14 protein-coding genes are annotated in these 15,328 nt (G+C 70.0%); 6 read left to right on the top strand and 8 right to left on the bottom strand.

Going from position 1 to position 15,328, the window contains the following annotated elements; all coding sequences use genetic code 11:
• Window positions 1-132: 132 nt before the first annotated feature.
• Together EZ313_RS23110 and EZ313_RS23105 are read left to right on the top strand one after the other, a co-directional pair.
• Window positions 133-3,417 carry an efflux RND transporter permease subunit gene (locus tag EZ313_RS23110; RefSeq protein ID WP_135265666.1) on the top strand — a complete coding sequence of 1,095 codons (3,285 nt, stop codon included), beginning with the start codon at window positions 133-135 and terminating at the stop codon, window positions 3,415-3,417.
• 73 nt (window positions 3,418-3,490) lie between these two features.
• The gene (locus EZ313_RS23105; protein ID WP_135265665.1) at window positions 3,491-4,969 is read left to right on the top strand and encodes an efflux transporter outer membrane subunit; all 1,479 of its coding nucleotides are present in this window, start codon (window positions 3,491-3,493) and stop codon (window positions 4,967-4,969) included.
• Here EZ313_RS23105 and EZ313_RS23100 read toward each other — a convergent pair whose 3' ends face one another.
• The 3 genes from EZ313_RS23100 to nth form a co-directional block, all read right to left on the bottom strand.
• Entirely contained in the window at window positions 4,970-5,239 is a 270-nt protein-coding gene (locus tag EZ313_RS23100) for a hypothetical protein (protein ID WP_135265664.1), read from the bottom strand. It lies immediately after the preceding gene.
• Between the two features lie 26 nt (window positions 5,240-5,265).
• Window positions 5,266-5,796, bottom strand: a complete 531-nt coding sequence (locus EZ313_RS23095) for a J domain-containing protein (RefSeq protein ID WP_135265663.1) — start codon at window positions 5,794-5,796, stop codon at window positions 5,266-5,268.
• A 72-nt stretch (window positions 5,797-5,868) separates the two neighbouring features.
• Window positions 5,869-6,522: an endonuclease III gene (nth, locus tag EZ313_RS23090; protein WP_135265662.1), complete on the bottom strand. Its 654-nt coding sequence runs from the start codon at window positions 6,520-6,522 to the stop codon at window positions 5,869-5,871.
• Window positions 6,523-6,765: 243 nt separating this feature from the next.
• Between nth and EZ313_RS23085 the strand changes: the two genes are divergently transcribed.
• The 4 genes from EZ313_RS23085 (at window position 6,766) to EZ313_RS23070 (ending at window position 11,467) form a co-directional block, all read left to right on the top strand.
• On the top strand, window positions 6,766-7,743 hold the full coding sequence (locus EZ313_RS23085) for a tripartite tricarboxylate transporter substrate binding protein BugD (RefSeq protein ID WP_420849337.1): 978 nt from the start codon (window positions 6,766-6,768) through the stop codon (window positions 7,741-7,743).
• Between the two features lie 110 nt (window positions 7,744-7,853).
• On the top strand, window positions 7,854-8,759 hold the full coding sequence (locus EZ313_RS23080; protein ID WP_135265660.1) for a crotonase/enoyl-CoA hydratase family protein: 906 nt from the start codon (window positions 7,854-7,856) through the stop codon (window positions 8,757-8,759).
• Window positions 8,760-8,879: 120 nt separating this feature from the next.
• Window positions 8,880-9,848, top strand: coding sequence for a tripartite tricarboxylate transporter substrate binding protein (locus EZ313_RS23075; protein WP_135265659.1), 969 nt, complete (start codon window positions 8,880-8,882; stop codon window positions 9,846-9,848).
• Between the two features lie 8 nt (window positions 9,849-9,856).
• Window positions 9,857-11,467: a gamma-glutamyltransferase family protein gene (locus tag EZ313_RS23070; protein ID WP_135265658.1), complete on the top strand. Its 1,611-nt coding sequence runs from the start codon at window positions 9,857-9,859 to the stop codon at window positions 11,465-11,467.
• 60 nt (window positions 11,468-11,527) lie between these two features.
• Here EZ313_RS23070 and EZ313_RS23065 read toward each other — a convergent pair whose 3' ends face one another.
• The 5 genes from EZ313_RS23065 to EZ313_RS23045 all read right to left on the bottom strand — a co-directional run bounded on the left by EZ313_RS23065 (window position 11,528) and on the right by EZ313_RS23045 (window position 15,326).
• On the bottom strand, window positions 11,528-11,965 hold the full coding sequence (locus EZ313_RS23065) for a hypothetical protein (RefSeq protein WP_135265657.1): 438 nt from the start codon (window positions 11,963-11,965) through the stop codon (window positions 11,528-11,530).
• Between the two features lie 95 nt (window positions 11,966-12,060).
• Window positions 12,061-12,966: a YihY/virulence factor BrkB family protein gene (locus EZ313_RS23060; protein ID WP_240788756.1), complete on the bottom strand. Its 906-nt coding sequence runs from the start codon at window positions 12,964-12,966 to the stop codon at window positions 12,061-12,063.
• A gap of 117 nt (window positions 12,967-13,083) precedes the next feature.
• Complete coding sequence (locus EZ313_RS23055; protein WP_135265656.1) at window positions 13,084-13,821, bottom strand: dienelactone hydrolase family protein; 738 nt, start codon at window positions 13,819-13,821, stop codon at window positions 13,084-13,086.
• Window positions 13,822-13,830: 9 nt separating this feature from the next.
• Window positions 13,831-14,829 (bottom strand): 2Fe-2S iron-sulfur cluster-binding protein, encoded by a 999-nt coding sequence (locus EZ313_RS23050; protein ID WP_135265655.1) that lies wholly within the window; start codon window positions 14,827-14,829, stop codon window positions 13,831-13,833.
• Window positions 14,830-14,861: 32 nt separating this feature from the next.
• Window positions 14,862-15,326, bottom strand: coding sequence for an aromatic-ring-hydroxylating dioxygenase subunit beta (locus tag EZ313_RS23045; protein WP_135265654.1), 465 nt, complete (start codon window positions 15,324-15,326; stop codon window positions 14,862-14,864).
• Window positions 15,327-15,328 lie beyond the last annotated feature (2 nt).

The following is a 15,328-nucleotide window of genomic DNA, read 5'->3' as shown; positions in this document are numbered from 1 at the left end:
CTCTTTCCCCCCCCCCCCCCGGGGGGGGGGCGGGGGTGGGGGCACGCGCGCGCTCCATGGGCCGCGGGGTTGGATGGGGGCCGGTGCGTGCCCCCACCCCAACCCTCCCCCGGTGGGGGAGGGAGCAGAGAGATGAACCTCTCCGCCCCCTTCGTCCGCCGCCCCGTCGGCACCGTCCTGCTCACGGTCTGGATCGCGCTGGCCGGCATCGCCGCGTTCTTCAAGCTGCCGGTCGCCTCGCTGCCGCAGGTCGACTTTCCCGTCATCACGGTCAGCGCCAACCTCCCCGGCGCCAGCCCGGAGACGATGGCGACGAGCGTCGCGCAGCCGCTGGAGCGGCGGCTGGGCGTGATCGCGGGCGTCAACGAGATGACGTCCAGCAGCGGCGTCGGCTCGACCCGCATCAACCTGCAGTTCGACCTCAACCGCAACATCGATTCGGCCGCGCGCGAAGTGCAGGCCGCCATCAACGCGTCGCGCGCCGACCTGCCGGCCAACCTGCGAAGCAACCCCACCTACCGCAAGGCCAACCCGGCGGCCGCGCCGGTGTTGATCCTCGCGCTGACCTCGCCGCGCCGCACGCCCGGCCAGATCTACGACGCGGTCTCCAACGTCGTGCAGCAGAAGATCGCCCAGGTGCAGGGCGTCGGCGACGTGGAGCTGGGCGGCGGCTCGCAGCCGGCGGTGCGGGTGGAACTGAATCCCTTCGCGCTCACCAGGTACGGCATCGCCACCGAGGACGTGCGCGCCGCACTGCAGGCCGGCAGCGCCAACCGGCCCAAGGGCGACGTGCAGGATGCGAGCGGCCGCCGATTGCAGATCTACACCAGCACCGGCAGCAGCGCTCCAGGCGCCGACGGGCTGATCGCCATCGGGGCGGGCCGCCTTTCGGCCGCCGACTACCGAGGCCTGGTGGTGGCCTGGCGCGATGGAGCGGCGGTACGGCTGGGCGACATCGCGACGGTCAGCGACAGCGTGGAGAACGTCAACACCATCGGCCTGTTCAACGGCGAGCCCGCGGTGGTGGTGCCGATCACGCTGCAGCCCGGCGCCAACGTGATCAAGACCGTCGACGCGGTGAAGGCCCTGCTGCCCGAACTGCAGGAGGCGCTGCCGCCGGACATCCGGCTGGTGCTGGCTTCGGACCGAACGACCTCGATCCGCACCTCGCTGCACGAGGTGGAGCTGACGCTGGCGATCGCCATCGCGCTGGTCGTGCTGGTGGTCAGCGTGTTCCTGCGCAGCGCGCGGGCCACTTTCATTCCCGCCGTGGCCACCGTGGTCTCCTTGCTGGGCACCTTCGGCGTGATGCTGCTGATGGGCTTCTCGCTCAACAACCTGAGCCTGATGGCGCTGACGGTCGCCACCGGTTTCGTGGTGGACGACGCCATCGTGGTGCTGGAGAACATCAGCCGCCACCTGGAGCGCGGCATGAACCGCTTCCAGGCGGCGCTGCTGGGCGCGCGCGAGGTCGGCTTCACGGTGCTGTCGATCAGCCTGTCGCTGGTGGCGGTGTTCATCCCGCTGCTGTTCATGGGCGGGCAGGTCGGTCGGCTGTTCCGCGAGTTCGCGGTCACGCTGTCGGCGGCCGTGATGATCTCGCTGCTGATCTCGCTGACCACCACGCCGATGCTGTGCGCCTGGCTGCTGAAGCCGCACGACGCGTCCGGCAAGCCGCCCGGCCGCCTCGCACGTTGGGCCGAGCGCAGCTACGACGCGATGCACCGCACGTACGCCTGGACCCTGGACTGGGCGCTGCAGGCGCGCTGGATGGTGCTGGCCATCCTGCTGGTCGTGATCGGGCTGAACGCCTACCTGTTCGTGAAGATCCCCAAGGGCTTCTTCCCGCAGCAGGACACCGGCCAGATCACGGGCGGCCTGCGCGCCGACCAGAGCATCTCGTTCCAGGCCATGCAGGAGAAGCTGCGCCAGCTGGTGGACATCATCCGCGCCGATCCCGCAGTGGACACGGTGGTGGGCTTCACCGGCGGCGGCCGTGCGGGCGGCGGCTTCATGTTCGTCACGTTGAAGCCCGCTTCCGAGCGCGCGCAGGGCGAGCGGGCGCAGGCGGTGATCGCGCGGTTGCGGCCGCAGCTGCAGAAGAACGTCCCGGGCGTGAGCCTGTTCCTCAACCCGGTGCAGGACCTGCGCATGGGCGGCCGGCAGAGCAGCTCGACCTACCAGTACACGCTCAAGAGCGACAACGTCGAGGACCTCAAGCGCTGGGCCACGCGGCTGGCCGACTCGATGAAACGGCAGCCGGCGCTGGTGGATGTGGACACCGACCAGCAGGAGAACAGCGTGGAGCTGTTCGTCGAAGTCGACAAGGACAGCGCTTCGCGCCTGGGCATCACCTCGCGCGACGTCGACAACGCGCTGTACAACGCCTTCGGCCAGCGGCAGGTGGCCACGATCTATGGCGAGCTGAACCAGTACCGCGTGATCCTGGGCGTGGCGCAGCGCTACATCCTCAGCCCGCTCGCGCTGCGCGACGTCTACGTGCCGGCGCGCAATGCGGTCGCGTCCCCGGCGGCGACCGGCAGCACGGCTTCGGCCGGCACGACCACGACGGCGACCAGCACTACCATCAACCCCGCACTGCGCGACCAGGCGACGGGGCAGGCGCTGAGCGGGTCGGCGCGGAACATGGTGCCGCTGTCGGCCATCGCGAAGGTGGTCGAGCGGCCCACCGCCACGTCGCTGAACCACCAGGACGCGGAACTGGCGACCACGATCTCGTACAACCTGGCCGAAGGCAGCACCATCGTCGAAGGGCAGGCGGCGGTGAAGGCGGCGGAGGCCGCGATCGCGATGCCGACGAATGTGCGGGGCAGCTTCCAGGGCACTGCGCGCGCGGCGCAGGAGTCGCAGTCGCAGCAGCCGCTGCTGATCCTGGCGGCGATCGTCGTGATCTACCTCGTGCTGGGCGTGCTGTACGAGAGCCTGGTGCATCCGATCACCGTGCTCTCCACGCTGCCCTCGGCCGGGGTGGGCGCGGTGCTCGGGCTGATGCTGTTCCGCCTGGAGCTGTCGATCATGGCGCTGATCGGGCTGTTCCTCCTGATCGGCATCGTGAAGAAGAACGCGATCATGATCATCGACTTCGCCCTCGACGCCGAGCGCTCGCGCGGGCTGTCGCCGGTGGCGGCGGTGCGAGAGGCGTGCCTGCTGCGCTTCCGGCCGATCCTCATGACCACGCTGGCTGCCGCGCTGGGCGCGCTGCCGCTGGCGATCGGTTTCGGCGAGGGCGCGGAGCTGCGCCGGCCGCTGGGGATCGCCATCGTCGGCGGGCTGATCGCCAGCCAGCTGCTCACATTGCTCACGACGCCGGTGGTGTACCTGCTGCTGGACAAGCTGCGGCGCAGAAGCCCGCACGAGCGCGCGCTGGCGCGCAGCCACGTGCCGGAGGCGGCGTGAGCATGCGGCCACCCCAACCCTCCCCCGGAAGGGAGGGAGCAAGACAGCCCTCATCCTGCCCTCGCGCGTCGCCATGACTCGATCGTTGCTCCTCAAACCCCTCTGCCTGGCCATCTGCCTCGCGCTCACCGCCTGCGCGTCCATCGGCCCGCGCTACGACACCCCGCCCGTCGTCGACACGCCCGTCGCCTTCAAGCAAGGCCAGGGCGAATGGGTTCGCGCCGCGCCGGCCGATACCCTGGAGCGCGGCCCGTGGTGGCAGCTGTTCAACGACCCCGTCCTCAGCGACCTGGCCGCGCGGGTCGAGGTGTCCAACCAGAACGTGGCTGCGGCCGCAGCCGCGTATGCCCAGGCGCGGGCCCTCGTCGCGCAGCAGCGGGCCACGTTGTTCCCCGTCGTCGGCCTCGACGCCAGCGCCAATCGCAGCGGTACGCGCGGTGGCGGCACGACGACCACGACCACGTCGACCGGCGCGACCGTCGTCACCGGATCCGGCGGGGGCAGCACGCGCAGCAGCTACCAGTTCGACATCGGCGCGAGCTGGGAGCCCGATGTGTGGGGGCGCCTCTCGCGAAGCGTCGCCGGCGCACGCGCGGGCGAGCAGGCCAGCCTCGCGGACCTGGCAGCCGCGCGTCTGGCCGCGCAGGGCGAGGTGGCGGCCAACTACTTCGGCCTGCGCGAAGCCGACGCGCAGCGGCACCTGCTGTCGCAAACCGTCGCCGGCTACGAGCGGGTGCTGCAGATCACCAACAACCGCTACAACGCCGGCATCGCCGCGCGCACCGACGTGCTGCAGGCGCAGACCCAGCTGGCCAACGCGCGCGCCGACCTGCTGACGGTGGAGCGGCAGCGCGCGCAGCTCGAACACGCGATCGCGGTGCTGGTCGGGCAGGCGCCCGCCAGCTTCTCGCTGAAGGCCGAGCCGAACTGGCCGATCACCGTGCCCGACGTGCCGCTGTCGGTGCCCTCGACCCTGCTGCAGCGCCGGCCCGACATCGCGTCCGCCGAGCGCCGCGTGGCGCAGGCCAACGAGGAGATCGGTATCGCGCAGAGCGCCTGGTTCCCCAGCCTTCGCCTGAGCGGCTCGCTGGGCGCGGGCGCGGCGAGCATCGGCGACCTGTTCAGCGCCTCCTCGCTGGTGTGGGCGCTCGGCGCTTCGGTGGCTCAGACGATCTTCAACGCCGGCGCGACCGGCGCGCAGGTCGACGCCGCGCGGGCCGGTTTCGAGGAAGCGGTGGCGCGGTATCGCCAGACCGTGCTGACCGCCTTCCAGAACGTCGAGGACCAGCTGGCCGGCGTGCGCGTGCTGTCGCAGCAGGTCACGCTGCGCGAGGAAGCCTCGCGCGCGGCCGACCTGGTGGAGCAGCAGGTGCTCAACCGCTACCAGGCGGGGCAGGTGGGCTTCACCGAGGTGGTCAATGCGCAGGCGACCGCGCAGAACGCCCGCCGCGCGCTGGTGCAGCTGCAGTCCGACCGGCAGGCGGCGGCGGTGGCGTTGATCCAGTCGTTGGGGGGTGGTTGGACCGGGCTGGAGACGACGGCCGGCCGCTGATCAGGCCTGGTGCTTTCCCAGCAGCGACAGCATCCCCGCTTCCAGTCCTTCCATGCGGCTGGCGAGGTTGGGCGCGGAATCCTTGGCCACCTTCATGTAGCGCTCGAACGCGGCGAGCACCGCCTTGCGGTCGGGATGGTGCATCAGCGCGCTGGCCAGGGCGGCCTGCAGCACCTGCACCTGCGCCACGAGGGCGAACTGGTTCTCCTTGAGCGCGTCGACGTTCTGGCCCATCTCGGCCAGTGTTTGCTGGAGGTCCTGGATTTCCATCCGGCCAATGTAGCAGGCGGGTGCCGCTACTGAGCCTGGGCGGTGCCGGGCCTGCCGGCGGAGGGCACGGAGGAGATGCTGCGCGAAGGGATGAGCCTCAAACCGCTGCCTTCGCCTGCCGGTCGGGCCGTGTTTTGCGCGGCCGGCTGGGGGAGCGGATGCGACAGCGGCTGCGCGCGCTTGGCGGTGGGCGCAGGGGCTTGTCGCGCTCGCAGCCCGGCCAGCACGGCCAGGCCGGACACCACCACGACGGCGACGCCCGTCAAGACCCACTTCAGCCGATAGCGCTTGCGGTCGCCGGGCAGCACGACGCGCCCCGGCTTGCGAGGCGCGGGCTTCGGCGCGTCGAGGCGTTCGTCGTAGCGGGCCCGCCGGTCGGGGTCGGACAGCACCTCGTAGGCCTGGTTGATGCGGGCCATGGCGGCGCCGTCGGCCCCGGCGCGGTCGGGATGGTGCTCCCGGGCGAGCCGCCGGTAGGCCGAGCGCACGTCCTCGAACGACGCGGTGCGGGGCAGATGCAGCTCGTCGTAGAAAGTGGAGTGAAGCTCTCCGGCCATGGGGCGGGACGATACCACCGCAGGGCTCGGCTGCCCATGAGTTCGACCCCCGAGCGCGGGGCTTCGACGGGCTCAGCCCGCACGGTCGCCAGGCGGCGGCGTCTTCGGCTCGTAGTCGCAATACGCCCGCACGGCGCAGCGCCAGCACTGCGGCAATCGCGCCACACAGACGTAGCGCCCGTGCAGGATCAGCCAGTGGTGCGCGTCGTGCAGGTACTTGGCCGGCACGCGTTCGAGCAGCTTGTGCTCCACCTCGAGCGGGTCCTTGCCGGGCGCCAGCCCGGTGCGGTTGCTCACCCGGAAGATGTGCGTGTCGACGGCCATCGTCGCCTCGCCGAACGCCACGTTCAGCACCACGTTGGCCGTCTTGCGGCCCACGCCGGGCAGCGCCTCCAGCGCATCCCGCGTGCGCGGCACCTCGCCGCCGTGCTGGTCGACGAGGATGCGGCAGGTGGCCAGCAGGTTGCGTGCCTTGGTGCGGTACAGCCCGATGGTCCGGATGGACTCCTCCAGCCGCTCCAGCCCCAGGTCCAGGATGGCCTGCGGCGTGCCCGCCACCGGGAACAGCCGCCTGGTCGCCTTGTTGACGCCCGCGTCGGTCGCCTGCGCCGACAGCAGGACGGCCGCGAGCAGCTCGAACACGCTCGTGTACTCGAGCTCGGTTTCGGGCGACGGGTTGGCCGCCTGCAGGGTGGCGAAGAAGGGCTCGACGTCCTGGTCTCTCACGGGGCGGGAGTGTAGGGCTGCGGCAGGATGCCGCTTGCCAGGGAGCGGCCCGACGAAGACCGGGATCCCCGCCCGGCGGCCGACATGCGTCAAGTCCTTGATGGCGTGTGGGCCATCGCGCGCGCGCCCCGCGTCGGCCCGTTGCTGCGTTCACGCTAACCCGTATCTCAAGGAAAGTGCGGATACGGTTCACGTGCCCCGGGGGTAATGTCTTCGTGTTCGCATGCCAACAGGAGACATGAGTTGAACCGCTTCCTCAAAACCCTGCTAGCGGCCTCGCTGGCCGCAGTGTCCTTCGGCTCCGCCGCCCAGGGCGCGTTCCCCGAGCGCCAGGTCTCGCTGGTCGTGCCCTTCGCCGCCGGCGGGCCCACTGACGTGGTGGCCCGCATGATCGCCATCCCGATGGGCAAACACCTGGGGCAGACCGTGGTGGTGGAGAACGCGGTCGGCGCCGGCGGCACCATCGCGGCCACGAAGGTGGCGCGCGCACAGCCCAACGGCTACACCATCTTCCTGCACCACATGGGCATGTCCACCGCGCCGGCCCTCTACAAGAAGCTGCAGTTCGACCCGCTCAAGGACTTCGAGTACATCGGCCAGGTGGTCGACGTGCCCATGACCCTGCTGGCGCGCAAGGACTTCCCGGCCAACACCTTCCAGGAACTGCAGGCCCACCTCAAGCGGGAAGGCAACAAGGTCTCGCTGGCCAACGCCGGCCTGGGCGCGGTGTCGCACCTGTGCGGCCTCTTGTTCATGAGCGCTATGGGCGTGGAGCTGACCACGGTTCCGTTCAGCGGCACCGGCCCCGCGATGAACGCGCTGCTGGGAAGCCAGGTCGACCTGCTGTGCGACCAGACCACGCAGACCGTGCCCCTGATCAAGGACCAGCGCGTCAAGGTCTATGGCGTCACCGTGCCCAAGCGGCTGGACGTGCTGCCCAACGTGCCCACGCTCGACGAGCAGGGCCTGAAAGGCTTCGAGGTCAAGGTGTGGCACGGCATGTATGCGCCCAAGGGCACGCCGCAGCCGGTGATCGAGAAGCTCAATGCGGCCCTGCGCGTCGCGATGCAGGATCCCGAGGTCAAGAAGCGCCTGACCGACCTGAGCTCCGACATCGTTCCGATGGACAAGATCACCCCGGCCGGTCTGCGCACGCACCTGGAGGCGGAGATCGCCAAGTGGGGACCGGTGATCCGCAAGGCGGGCGTGTACGCCGACTGACGCTTCGTTCACCCAAACCGTCATCCCCGCGCAGGCGGGGGTCCAGAGGCCGCAAGGAAAGCCCTGGATCCCTGCCTCCGCGGGGATGACGCCTTCAAGGAGGTTTTCCCATGCTCGAACTCAGCACGGTCCGCATCGCCAAGGACCCCGCCAACCCGCGCATCGCGCGCCTGCTGCTCAATCGTCCCGAGCGCCTGAACGCCATCAACGAGGACACGCCGCGCGACATCCGCAAGGCCGTCGAGTGGGCCAACGCAGACGAGGAAGTCCACGTCATCGTGGTCGAAGGCGCCGGCAAGGGCTTCTGCGGCGGCTACGACCTCACCTTCTTCGGCCAGGGAGAAACGGACCATCCCTGCCAGCAGGAGCGCTTCCCCTGGGACCCGATGGTCGACTACGCCTACATGAAGGGCAACACCGAGGACTTCATGGCGCTATGGCGCAGCCCCAAGCCGACGATCGCCAAGGTGCACGGTTACGCGGCGGCGGGCGGCAGCGACATCGCCCTGTGCTGCGACCTGCTGGTGATGGCCGAGGACGCGCGCATCGGCTACATGCCCACGCGGGTCTGGGGCTGCCCGACCACCGCGATGTGGACCTTCCGCCTCGGGCCCACGCGGGCCAAACAGCTCATGTTCACCGGCGACACCATCGACGGCCGCACCGCCGCGCAGTGGGGGCTGGCCAACGAGTGCGTGCCGGCCGACCAGCTGGACGCCGCCACCATGAAGCTGGCCGCGCGCATCACCGGCGTGCCCCGCGGGCACCTGGCCATGCACAAGATGGTGGTCAACCACGTGATGCTCACCATGGGGCTGGAGCAGACCCAGCAGCTGGCGACCGTGTTCGACGGGATCACACGCCACAACCCGGAAGGCATGTGGTTCCGGCGGTACGCGCAAACAGAAGGCTTCAAGGCCGCCGTGCAATGGCGCGACAGCGGCAAGCCGATCCCGGAAGGCGACGAGGCACGCGAACTGGTCCGGCGGATGGACCAGAAGCGCAACAGCGGCTAGCTCCCTCTCCCTCTCGGAGAGGGTTGGGGTGAGGGCACGCGCGCAGCCGGTGCAGCCCCGCGGCCCGGTTCCCCCGCCTACTCATCCGTTTGCATGCAACCACCCCACCATAATCCCTCCATGAGCACACGCCGCACCCTCCTGCTGGCCGCCTCGGCGGCCGCCGTCGCGCCGTCGTGGGCGCAGAGCGCCTATCCGAACAAGCCGATCCGCCTCGTCGTGCCGTTCCCGGCGGGCGGGGCCACCGACATCTTCGCCCGCGCGGTCTCGGCCAAGCTGGGCGAGCGCCTGGGCGCCGCCGTCGTCGTGGACAACAAGCCCGGCGCGGGCGGCTCCATCGGTTCGGACATCGTCGCCAAGGCGGCGCCGGACGGCTACACGCTGCTGCTGGCCACCAGCAGCACGCACAGCATCGGGCCCAGCTTCGCCACGGCCAGGCTGCCGTACGACGCGGTGGCCGACTTCACGCCGATCTCGCACGTGGGCAGCGCGCCCAGCATCATGCTGGTGCCCAATTCCGCGCCCGCGAAGAACGTGAAGGAGTGGGTCGACTACGCGCGCAAGAACCCGGGCAGGCTCAATTACGCGAGCAGCGGCAACGGCACCATCGTCCACCTCGGCGCCGAGTACTTCAAGGCGCAGGCCGGCCTGTTCCTGGTGCACATCCCCTATCGCGGCACGGCACTGGCGATCCCCGACCTGATGAGCGGCAAGATCGACGTGCTGTTCGATTCGCTGCCCAGCGGCCTGCCGCACGTGCGCGAAGGGCGGCTCAAGGCGCTGGGCATCACCAGCGCGAAACGTTCGCCGCTGCTGCCCGACCTGCCCGCCATCTCCGAGACCGTGCCGGGCTACGAGACCGTCACCTGGTTCGGCCTGTACGGCCCCAGGGGCCTGCCCGCCGACATCGTGGCGCGCGTGAACACCGGCATCAACCAGGCGCTGCAGGACGCCGAGGTGAAGGACCGCCTCGCCCGCCTGGGCATCGAGCCGGCCGGCGGCACGCCGCAGCAGTTCGCCACCATGGCCGCGGCCGACCGCGCCAAGTGGAAGAAGATCATCGACGAGCGCAAGCTGACGGCCGACTGAGACACACCATGCATTTCGATTTCCACAACCCCTATCCGACCACCCGCATCCCCGTCTTCGCGCGCAACGTGGTCTCCACCTCGCACCCGCTTGCGGCGCAGGCGGGGCTGCGCATCCTCTGGCAGGGCGGCAACGCCGTCGATGCGGCCATCGCCGCGGCGGCCGCGATGACGGTCTGCGAGCCGGTGAGCAACGGCATCGGCAGCGACGCTTTCGCCATCCTGTGGGACGGCAAGCAGCTCCACGGCCTCAATGGTTCCGGCCGCGCGCCCGCCACCTGGACGCCCGCCTACTTCAAGAAGAAGCACGGTGACGGCGCGAAGACCCCGCCCAAGCGCGGGCCCGATTCGATCACCGTGCCGGGCGCGGTCGGCTCCTGGGTGGCGTTGTCCGAGCGCTTCGGCAAGCTGCCCTTCGGCGACGTGCTGGCCCCCGCCATCGAGATCGCCGAGCGCGGCTACCTGCTGCCCATCGTCGTGCAGCAGAAGTGGGAAGCGGCCATCCCCGAGCTCGGGCGCAATCCCGGTTTCGCGCAGGCGTTCCTGCCCTGGGGCCGCGCGCCGCGCGTGGGCGAGCTGTTCCGCTTCCCCGCCGCCGCGCGCGGCCTGCGCAGGATCGCGGACACCACGGGCGCCGCGTTCTACGGCGGCGAGATCGCGCACGCCATCGAGCGCTTCGCCGGCGAGCATGGCGGCACCATCACCGCCAAGGACTTCGCGGCCTACCAGCCCGAATGGGTGACGCCGCTCGCGCGCAACTACCGCGGCCACACGCTGCACGAGATCCCGCCCAACGGGCAGGGCATCGCCGCCCAGATCGCGCTCGGCATCCTGGAGAAGTTCGATCTCGCCGGCATGAAGGTGGACGGCGCCGATTCGCAGCACCTGCAGATCGAAGCCATGAAGCTCGCCTTCGCCGACGTCTACAAGTACGTCGCCGAGCCCTCGGCCATGACCGTGACGCCCGAGCAGATGCTGGACGACGGCTACCTGGCTTCGCGCGCGAAGCTGATCGACATGAAGAAGGCGCAGGACTTCGGCGCCGGCACCCCGGCCAAGGGCGGCACGATCTACCTGACCGCTGCCGACGAGGACGGGATGATGGTCAGCTTCATCCAGAGCAACTACATGGGCTTCGGCTCCGGCGTGGTCGAACCCGAGTTCGGCATCAGCCTGCAGAACCGCGGCCACGGCTTCAGCCTGGAGCCGGGCCCCAACCAGGTCGCGCCGGGCAAGCGGCCGTTCCACACCATCATCCCGGCGTTCCTCACCCGGAACGGGCAACCTGTGATGTCGTTCGGCGTGATGGGGGCGAACATGCAGCCGCAGGGCCACATGCAGACCGTCGTTCGCATGCTCGATTACGGCCAGAACCCGCAGGCCGCGTGCGACGCGCCGCGCTGGCGCTACAACCACGGGCTGGAGATCAACGTGGAGCGGCAGATGGACCCGGCCACGGTGCAGGAGCTCACCTCGCGCGGACACCGCATCGAGGTGATCCGCGACAGCTACCAGGACTTCGGCGCCGGCCAGTTCATCTGGCGCGCGGGCGACCCGAAGGTGGAAGGCTACGTCGCCGCTTCCGATTCCCGCCGCGACGGCCTGGCAGCCGGCTTCTGACGGTTTTCCTCCCTCTCCCCCTGGGAGGGGGCTGGGGTGAGGGCTCTCCCTCCCGGCGAATCAGTCCCGCGCGTGTCGCGCCAGCGTGCCGACCTGCTGCGCAAACTGCCGCGCCGCCTCCGCCTGCCCATACAAACGCCGCCACCGGAACAGGTCGATGAAGCCGTTGCCGCCCAGTGCGCTGGTGGCGATCTTCACGCTCTCGTACATCGCGTCGTCCAGCTCGCCCGCATGGGCGCGGACGGCGAGGAAGGGGACGGAGTTGAGCGCCGGGCGCGCCTTCATGTAGCGCAGGAGGTCGTACAGGCGCCCGTCGTCGAAGTGGCAGCCGCACAGCACCAGCGGGGTGTCGGCCGAGACCGCCGACTTGGCCTGCGCCAAGGTCTCGGCGGCGAGCAGGGTGAAGGGGGTTTCCGCCAGCGTGCCGCGTACCAGCTCGACGCCGGGGCCGCTGTCGGCCACCACGATCGGCAATGCAGGTACTGCGGGGCTGGACATGTGCGGGACATTGTAATGTCCTTGGCTGATCCTGGCGATGCTCATCCGACGCAGATCCGCGCTGCGCGCCGCATTGCGTGCCTCGCAGCGGGCGCCTAGCGCTTCGTGGGATTCTCCTGCGCGGGCTCGCGCGGCGGCGGGGCCGTGCCGTGCGACAGCGAGCCGTGGGCGTCCGCGTACGCCTTCGTGAACTCGGCGCCCAGCAGGAAGATCTGCGCCGCGTAGTAGACCCAGGCCAGCAGCAGCACCAGCGCCCCGGCTGCTTCGAACGACTCGGTCATGCCGCTCTTGCCGATGTACAGCCCGATCAGGAACTTGCCCACCTCGAACAGGATGGCCGTCACGAACGCGCCGACCCAGACGTCGCGCCAGCCCACGGGCGTCGAGGGCATCAGCTTGAAGATCATCGCGAACAGCACGGTCAGGATGGCGATCGAGACGGCGATGTTCAGCAGGTGCAGCAGCGTTTCCCAGCCCGGCATCAGCCCACCGGCCCACTGACCGAAAGCCGCGAGCATGGCGCTGACCACCAGCGAGACCATGAGCAGGAAGGCCACGCCCAGTATCAGCCCGAAGGACAGCAGCCGCGCGCGCAGCAGGCCGAAGATGCCCGAGGGCTTCTTCGATTCGGGCACCTTCCAGATGCGGTCCAGCGCGCTTTGCAGTTCCGCGAACACGGTGGTGGCGCCCACCAGCAGCACGAAGAAGCTGATGAGGCCGGCGACCAGGCCGCGGTCCGTGTCGCTGGCGCTGGCGATCAGGCCTTCGACCATCTCCGCGCCGCCCGCGCCCATCAGGCCGGAGAGCTGGTCGGAAATCATGCCCTGCACGGCCTCGCGGCCGAACACGCCGCCCGCGATCGCGATCACGATCACCAGCAGCGGGGCGAGCGAGAACACCGTGTAGTACGAGATCGCCGCGCCCATGGAGGGCGCGTAGTCGTTGGACCAGTTCTTCACGGACTGGACCGCCAGCCGCCACAGTTGCATCGGATTGGTCACGGTTCTGCTTCGCGCTGAGAGGCTCCTACTCTGCGCTGCCGCGGCTGCGCCGCGGGTAAGAATTGGTCGACAACCGCTATGCGAAAGCCGTCAACGACGGGACGGCAGCGGCCGCCCTCAACGCGACCGCAGGGTCCGGTCGAACAGGGCGAACAGCCGTTCCCAGTGCCGCTCCGCCGAAGGGCGGTGGTAGATGCCCTCGCGCCGCGGAAAGACGAAGCCGTGCTCGGCGCCCGGGTACCACTCGAGCCGGTAGCGCATGTGGCCGGCCTTCATCGCTTCCTCGAGGCGGGCGATCGTGTCGGGCGGCGCCCACTTGTCGGTCTCGGCGCAGGCGACGTAGGTCTCGCAGCGGATGCGGTCGGTCATGCGGTGCGGCGAATCCTCCTCTTCCGTGACCATCTGGGCCGGATGGAACGCCGCGATGGCCTGGATGCGCTCGGGAAAGGCCGCGGCCGCCGCGAACACGAAGGGACCGCTCATGCAGTAGCCGGTGGCGCCGATGCGGCCGGCGTTCGCCTCCGGCTGCGTGTCGACGAAGCGGATCATCGCTTCGGTGTCGCGCACCATGAGCGCGTTGGAGAGGCTGTGCATCAGCTCGAACATCGGCGCCATCGCCTCGGGCGTGCGCGCCTTGAGCCAGAAGTCGCGGCTGCGGCGGTAGTACAGGTTGGGCAGCACCACGTAGTAGCCGACGCTCGCCAGGCGACGCGCCATGTCGCGCAGCTCTTCGCGCCAGCCGTGCGCGTCCATGTAGAAGAGCACGACCGGATGCGGCCCGCCTTCGTCGGGATGCACGATGAACGTGTTCATCGCGCCGTCGGCGGTGGGGATGTCCAGTTCCTTCTCGATCATCGCGTCTCCTCAGGCCGCCGGGCCGGGCACGAACACGTCGGCGTGGAAGCGGTGCGGATCCAGCCCGCGGTCCTCCACGCAGGCCTTGCGCACCGCCGTCACCATGGCGGGCGCGCCGCAGCAGTACGCGTCGTGGTCGGCAAGGGCGGTGAACAGGGACCGGACCGCCTCGTCCGCGCGGCCGTTGAAGCCGCCCACCGCCTGTGCGCCCGCAGCATCTTCGACGGCAGGAACGAAGCGGAAGCCCGGCAGCGACTTCTTCCAGCGCTCCACCGCCGGCATCAGGTAGAGCCCGTCGGTCGTGCGCGCGCCCCACACCAGCGTGACTTCGCGGCGCGCGCCCTTCTTCATGAGGTCGTCGATCAGCGACTTCACCGGGGCGAAGCCGGTGCCCCCGGCCACGCACAGCAGCGGCCCGGTGGCCTCCTCGTGGATCTCCACGTCGCCGAACGGCAGCTGCACCTCCAGCAGGTCGCCGGACTTGAGATTCGGCACGAGCTGCGTGAACTGGCCGCCCGCGACGTGCCGGATGTGCAGCTGCAGCATGTCGCTCTCGTGCGGCGGGTTGGCCATGGAGTAGGAGCGCCGGCTGCCGTCCGGCAGCGTGACCTGCAGGTACTGCCCGGCACGGAACTTCGCGCGCTGGCCCGCGGGCAGGCGAAGCTGCAGCACGTTGACGTCGGGCGCGGCCAGCGTGTTGCGGAACACCTTGACCGTGTAGGTCTTGCGCGCGGAAGGGTCGACCCGGTGCCAGGTCTCCGGCGCGATCTCCAGGTTCTCCAGCGGCAGGCATTGGCAGAACAGGTGCTGGCCGGCCTCGATCGCGGCGCCCGGTGGCGGGCATTCCACGCTGCCCGCCGTCACGCGGCCGGCGCAGTTGCCGCAGATGCCCTTGCGGCAGGAGTAGGGCATCTCGATGCCGGACTTGAGCGCGGCGTCCAGGACGTTCTGTCCGGGCTCGCAGGGGAACTGCACGTCGGTGCCGGCGATGCGGATGTCGTAGGGCATTCGGTTTCAGCTGTTGGGCGCGAAGCGCCGTGTCACAGCGGCAGCGCCAGCAAGGTGTCGGTCACCGTGCTGTCGCACACCACGACCCGTTCGGCCAGCAGCAGGCGATTGCCCTGCAAGACGAAGCGGTCGCGGTATTCGCCGGTGGCGAACAGCCCGGTCTCGCCGCTGTGCATGATGCGCGACACCATGAACGGCGTGCGCGCCACCGCGCCGCCGCCGTCGGCCGACTCCACCAGCGGCATGCCGAGAAGGTGCCGGTAGCGGTGCCGCTCGTAGATGTTGGCCTCGCGCAGCGCGGCGATGCGGTCCTCCAGCATGGCGCGCGAGTCGGCGTAGACGATGCCGGCGGGCAGCTTCTCGCGCTCGTTCTCCACGTGGGTGATGCGGTAGTGGCAGCGCTCGGTGAAGAACGACGGCCAGCGTTCCAGCTCGTCGCTGTCGATGGCGTGCGCGTACGCCGCATGGAAGGCGCAGATGGCCAGGACGTCCACCATGC

Source organism: Ramlibacter henchirensis (genome assembly GCF_004682015.1).
GTDB classification, from domain to species: domain Bacteria; phylum Pseudomonadota; class Gammaproteobacteria; order Burkholderiales; family Burkholderiaceae_C; genus Ramlibacter; species Ramlibacter henchirensis.
The sequence above is the reverse complement of the archived record's forward strand: the minus strand, read 5'-3'. Positions and strand labels throughout refer to the sequence as shown.

Bases quoted from the DNA above. Each gene is read 5' to 3' on its own strand.
- EZ313_RS23110 (WP_135265666.1), top strand. From the start codon at position 133: ATGAACCTCTCCGCCCCCTTCGTCCGCCGCCCCGTCGGCACCGTCCTG.
- EZ313_RS23105 (WP_135265665.1), top strand. From the start codon at position 3,491: ATGACTCGATCGTTGCTCCTCAAACCCCTCTGCCTGGCCATCTGCCTC.
- EZ313_RS23045 (WP_135265654.1), bottom strand. From the start codon at position 15,326: ATGGTGGACGTCCTGGCCATCTGCGCCTTCCATGCGGCGTACGCGCAC.
- EZ313_RS23075 (WP_135265659.1), top strand. From the start codon at position 8,880: ATGAGCACACGCCGCACCCTCCTGCTGGCCGCCTCGGCGGCCGCCGTC.
- EZ313_RS23055 (WP_135265656.1), bottom strand. From the start codon at position 13,821: ATGATCGAGAAGGAACTGGACATCCCCACCGCCGACGGCGCGATGAAC.
- EZ313_RS23070 (WP_135265658.1), top strand. From the start codon at position 9,857: ATGCATTTCGATTTCCACAACCCCTATCCGACCACCCGCATCCCCGTC.
- EZ313_RS23095 (WP_135265663.1), bottom strand. From the start codon at position 5,796: ATGGCCGGAGAGCTTCACTCCACTTTCTACGACGAGCTGCATCTGCCC.
- EZ313_RS23100 (WP_135265664.1), bottom strand. From the start codon at position 5,239: ATGGAAATCCAGGACCTCCAGCAAACACTGGCCGAGATGGGCCAGAAC.
- EZ313_RS23050 (WP_135265655.1), bottom strand. From the start codon at position 14,829: ATGCCCTACGACATCCGCATCGCCGGCACCGACGTGCAGTTCCCCTGC.
- EZ313_RS23080 (WP_135265660.1), top strand. From the start codon at position 7,854: ATGCTCGAACTCAGCACGGTCCGCATCGCCAAGGACCCCGCCAACCCG.
- EZ313_RS23065 (WP_135265657.1), bottom strand. From the start codon at position 11,965: ATGTCCAGCCCCGCAGTACCTGCATTGCCGATCGTGGTGGCCGACAGC.